This window comes from Klebsiella sp. 1SOBk5mer (assembly GCF_046603115.1).
Lineage (GTDB): Bacteria > Pseudomonadota > Gammaproteobacteria > Enterobacterales > Enterobacteriaceae > Klebsiella > Klebsiella quasipneumoniae.
On the sequence record NZ_JBKIUU010000024.1, the window covers coordinates 1 to 4,460 of the forward strand.

At 50.9% G+C, this 4,460-nt stretch carries 4 protein-coding genes and 4 tRNA genes; 1 reads left to right on the top strand and 7 read right to left on the bottom strand.

The genetic code is table 11. The annotated features are described in order from the left end of the window. The 5 genes from ACLH1U_RS25080 to ACLH1U_RS25100 all read right to left on the bottom strand — a co-directional run. A partial coding sequence (locus ACLH1U_RS25080; RefSeq protein WP_227545090.1) for a GTP-binding protein occupies positions 1 to 216 on the bottom strand: 216 nt, incomplete at its 3' end. Between the two features lie 115 nt (positions 217 to 331). After that, positions 332 to 407: transfer RNA gene (locus tag ACLH1U_RS25085), tRNA-Thr, on the bottom strand. 5 nt (positions 408 to 412) lie between these two features. Further along, positions 413 to 487, bottom strand: a tRNA-Gly gene (locus tag ACLH1U_RS25090). Positions 488 to 602: 115 nt separating this feature from the next. Next, a tRNA-Tyr gene (locus tag ACLH1U_RS25095) sits at positions 603 to 687 on the bottom strand. Positions 688 to 697: 10 nt separating this feature from the next. Continuing rightward, a tRNA-Thr gene (locus ACLH1U_RS25100) sits at positions 698 to 773 on the bottom strand. 429 nt (positions 774 to 1,202) lie between these two features. On the opposite strand from ACLH1U_RS25100, the gene coaA reads away from it, so the two are divergent. Continuing rightward, positions 1,203 to 2,153: a type I pantothenate kinase gene (coaA, locus tag ACLH1U_RS25105; protein WP_032429237.1), complete on the top strand. Its 951-nt coding sequence runs from the start codon at positions 1,203 to 1,205 to the stop codon at positions 2,151 to 2,153. Positions 2,154 to 2,179: 26 nt separating this feature from the next. Here the strand turns inward: coaA and birA are convergent, their stop codons facing one another. Together birA and murB are read right to left on the bottom strand one after the other, a co-directional pair. Continuing rightward, entirely contained in the window at positions 2,180 to 3,142 is a 963-nt protein-coding gene (gene birA, locus ACLH1U_RS25110) for a bifunctional biotin--[acetyl-CoA-carboxylase] ligase/biotin operon repressor BirA (protein WP_411299513.1), read from the bottom strand. Next, a complete protein-coding gene (murB, locus tag ACLH1U_RS25115) occupies positions 3,139 to 4,167 on the bottom strand; it encodes a UDP-N-acetylmuramate dehydrogenase (protein ID WP_121936477.1) in 1,029 nt (342 codons plus the stop codon). The genes birA and murB overlap by 4 nt, the downstream gene beginning before the upstream one ends. Positions 4,168 to 4,460: the final 293 nt, after the last annotated feature.

Consider the following 4,460-nt stretch of genomic DNA (forward strand, 5'->3'; position numbering starts at 1 on the left):
GGTGTCATATTCAACGTGAGAGGTGTTGATGGTGATACCACGAGCTTTTTCTTCCGGCGCGTTATCGATCTGGTCGAATGCGCGAGCGGAACCACCGTAGGTTTTAGCCAGTACGGTAGTGATGGCAGCGGTCAGCGTTGTTTTACCATGGTCAACGTGGCCGATAGTACCGACGTTAACGTGCGGTTTTGTACGTTCAAACTTTTCTTTAGACATCGATTGTCCCTCTAAGACACGGATAAATCGGTGATATCACCACATCAACCAGGCAACATGCCCGACTTGTTGAATGAACATAACAGAAGAGAAACAGGGAAGGAGAGAAAAGAAGTGGTGCTGATACCCAGAGTCGAACTGGGGACCTCACCCTTACCAAGGGTGCGCTCTACCAACTGAGCCATATCAGCACGTCTGGAGCGGGCAGCGGGAATCGAACCCGCATCATCAGCTTGGAAGGCTGAGGTAATAGCCATTATACGATGCCCGCATCCTGAAACTCGGCTACCCAGTTCTTTCTGTAATACTAAAGAGACTGCTCTCTGTAGTATTGAGCTGATTAGTTTACCCAACCAACTCCGGCTACGCAAAGCGTCGCCAGAAAGTGGTGGTGGGGGAAGGATTCGAACCTTCGAAGTCGATGACGGCAGATTTACAGTCTGCTCCCTTTGGCCGCTCGGGAACCCCACCCAAATTGTTATGGTGCCGACTACCGGAATCGAACTGGTGACCTACTGATTACAAGTCAGTTGCTCTACCTACTGAGCTAAGTCGGCATCAAGTAGCGCGCATTCTAGGGAGAGGAGCGAGTTCATGCAACTAAAAATTTGCATAAAACGTTCTCTTGCTCACATTTTGTGCTCTTACGCGAAAAAACGGTGTAATTTCAAACAACGGAGTGCAAATAATCGCCAGCAAACAGCACAGCAGGCGCGGTTTCGGTCATCCACGTTTACCCGGAACGTATGCTGACCGCAGCCTGAAAGGCAGCAGGCCGTTAGCACTATCCTGTTAGCAAAGACCATGCTTTGCAAAGCATAAGAAACTTATTCCTCTCTTGTGACGCTGGCGCGAGAAAGCAGCATTCAATGAGTTTTTTTCTTATTATTCCCGGCAATCTGGTGTTACCCTCCTGCCCATTGTCCTGATTAACTCGTGTGAAGCATCGCCGTTTCAACGTATTCGGTGATGGTAAGAACATGCTTATGAGCCAAAAAGAGCAGACGTTAATGACACCGTACCTACAATTTAACCGCCACCAATGGGCTGCACTTCGTGATTCTGTCCCGATGACGTTAACCGAGGAAGAAATCACGCGGTTAAAAGGCATCAACGAAGATCTCTCTCTGGAAGAGGTTGCTGAGATCTATTTGCCGCTGTCGCGTTTGCTCAACTTCTATATTAGTTCTAACCTGCGTCGTCAGGCGGTTCTCGAACAATTTCTTGGCACCAACGGTCAGCGAATTCCCTATATAATCAGCATAGCTGGCAGCGTTGCGGTAGGTAAAAGCACCACCGCCCGTGTACTGCAGGCCTTGCTTAGCCGTTGGCCTGAGCATCGCCATGTCGAACTCATTACCACTGACGGATTTTTGCACCCTAACTCGGTTTTGAAAGAACGTGGGTTAATGAAGAAGAAAGGCTTTCCGCAGTCTTATGATATGCATCGGCTGGTGAAGTTTGTCTCCGATCTCAAATCAGGAGTACCACAGGCAACTGCACCGGTTTATTCCCATCTAATTTATGATGTTATACCCGACGGCGATAAAACTGTCGCGCAACCGGATATTCTCATTCTTGAAGGACTGAATGTTCTGCAAAGTGGGATGGATTATCCACACGATCCGCATCATGTATTCGTATCGGATTTTGTCGACTTTTCTATTTATGTCGATGCCCCAGAAGAATTATTGAAAAGCTGGTATATCAACCGCTTTCTTAAATTCCGGGAAGGAGCATTTACCGACCCGGATTCTTATTTCCATAATTACGCCAAGCTGTCGAAGGAAGAAGCAGTGGATATTGCCACCTCGCTATGGAATGAGATTAACCTAATGAATCTCAAGGAAAACATCCTTCCAACCCGCGAGCGCGCCAGCCTGATTATGACCAAGAGCGCCAATCATTCCGTTAATCAGGTACGCTTACGGAAATAAAGCAAAGGGAGCCGAAGCTCCCTTTTTTATTCTGCGCTGCGCAATGATATTTCACCACCGACCCAGGCTTTTATCACACCATCCTGCTCCAGCAATAGCGCCCCCTGGGCGTCAATACCGCGGGAAATGCCATAAATTTCTTTATCACCGATAATCAGTTTTACCGGACGATGAATAAAGTTATCCAGTTTTTCCCAGCGCGGCAGATAAGGAGCCAACCCTTCCTGCTCGAACAGCTCCAGCCCCAGGCGCAGCTCTTTAATCAGGCGCGCGGCGAGGAGGTTACGATCGATGACCACCCCTGCTTCCTGAAGACTGATCCAACCCTGATTGACGACATCAGACTCCACGTGACGCATCACAAGGTTGATACCCGCGCCGCTGACGATTTGTGCGGCATCGCCCGTTTTTCCCGTCAGTTCCACGAGGATCCCTGACAGCTTACGATCCTGCAGATAAATATCGTTCGGCCATTTCACGCGAACCTGTTCGGCCCCGAGTTGCTGCAGCACTTCAGCGATCACAATACCGATCACCAGGCTTAGGCCAATAGCCGCTGCCGGGCCCTGCTCCAGACGCCAGTACATTGAGAGATAGAGATTCGCGCCAAAGGGGGAAAACCATTTTCTGCCTCGCCGGCCCCGCCCTGCCTGCTGATATTCAGCCACGCAGGCATCGCCGGACGTCAGCTCATCCAGTCTGTCCAGCAAATACTGGTTAGTGGAGTCGATTACCGGAAGGACAGTCACTCGGCCATGCTCTATCTGTTGGGAGATCTTTTTCTCATCCAAAAGATGAATAGGCTCTGGCAGGCTGTAACCCTTGCCCGGTACGGTAAACACATCAACGCCCCAGTCGCGTAAAGTCTGGATATGCTTATTAATCGCCGCCCGGCTCATGCCTAACTGCTCGCCAAGCTGTTCACCTGAGTGAAACTCACCATCAGAAAGGATAGAAATTAGCGTTAAAGGGATAGTATGGTCTTTCACGCAATGCTCTCCTCTGCGTTGACTTCACCATGCGTTCCAATGAAGCGCACCTCAGGTTGAAGCCATACATTGAATTTCGCACCCACCTGCTGGCGAACGTAATGGGCAAGCTTTATCACATCCTCACTGGTCGCTTGATCTTCATTAATCAGTACCAGCGCCTGCTGTCGATGCACGGCCGCGCCGCCGATGCGTTGTCCTTTGAGCTGACATTGATCGATTAGCCAGCCAGCGGCCAGCTTGACGCTGCCGTTTGCCTGCGGATAGTGCGGTGCATCAGGGAACTGCGCCAGCAGCGCTTCAGCAACCTGAGCGCTGACGATCGGGTTCTTAAAAAAGCTGCCAGCATTACCGTTAATCTTTGGATCCGGCAATTTAGTCATTCGCATATGACAGACCGCATCGAATACCTGCTGCGGGGTGACAGTCTGCGGATCGAGACGTGTTAAATCACCGTAGCTCAGCACCGGTCGCCACGCTTTCTCTAACGCCAAGCCAATCGCGACGATGGCGTAGCGGTCCTGATATTCATGTTTAAAGATGCTGTCGCGATAGCCGAAACGGCATTCCGCTGCGGAAAGGCGTTGTTTACGTCCCGTTTCCAGCTCGATGCAGTCAACATATTCGCAAACCCGCTGCAATTCGACGCCGTAAGCGCCAATATTCTGGATAGGCGAAGATCCTGCGCAACCAGGGATTAATGCCAGATTTTCCAGACCAGGCATCGCATGCTGTAGCGTGAACTGCACCAGTTGATGCCAGTTTTCGCCGGCGCCGACGTGCAAGCGCCAGGCACCCGGGGTTTCGCTCACCTCGATCCCCATAATTCGGTTGAGGATCACCGTACCGGCATAGTCGTTCAGAAACAGGACGTTACTGCCTTCCCCAAGGATTAGCGTGGGTTCGCCAGCCGCGACAGCGGTTTGCCAGGCGCTTAATAACTGTTGTTCAGTTTCGGCACGTACTATCGTATTGGCGGATCGCTCAATGCCAAAGGTATTCCAGGGTTTGAGGGAGTGGTTCATAGTGGCTTCCTGATGCAAAATCGGCGTTAGTTTACCGTATCTGGCGGGGGAAGGCTTGCTTGATTACAGAGGCAATAATATTGCGGGGCGCTAACGGTGGTGATGTGGTGTACCGGTCCAGGCAACAGAACCCGCAAGGTCCGTAGCCCCGGTAAGCACAGCGCCACCGGGGGAGTCATACACCACACAGCAAAAAACCCCGCACCTTTCGGGACGGGGTTCTTTTTAAACGCAAAAACAAAAAGCTCAGTCTTTCGACTGAGCTTTCTGCTTTATTTGATGCCTGGCAGTTC

Bases quoted from the DNA above. Each gene is read 5' to 3' on its own strand.
- murB (WP_121936477.1), bottom strand. From the start codon at position 4,167: ATGAACCACTCCCTCAAACCCTGGAATACCTTTGGCATTGAGCGATCC.
- coaA (WP_032429237.1), top strand. From the start codon at position 1,203: ATGAGCCAAAAAGAGCAGACGTTAATGACACCGTACCTACAATTTAAC.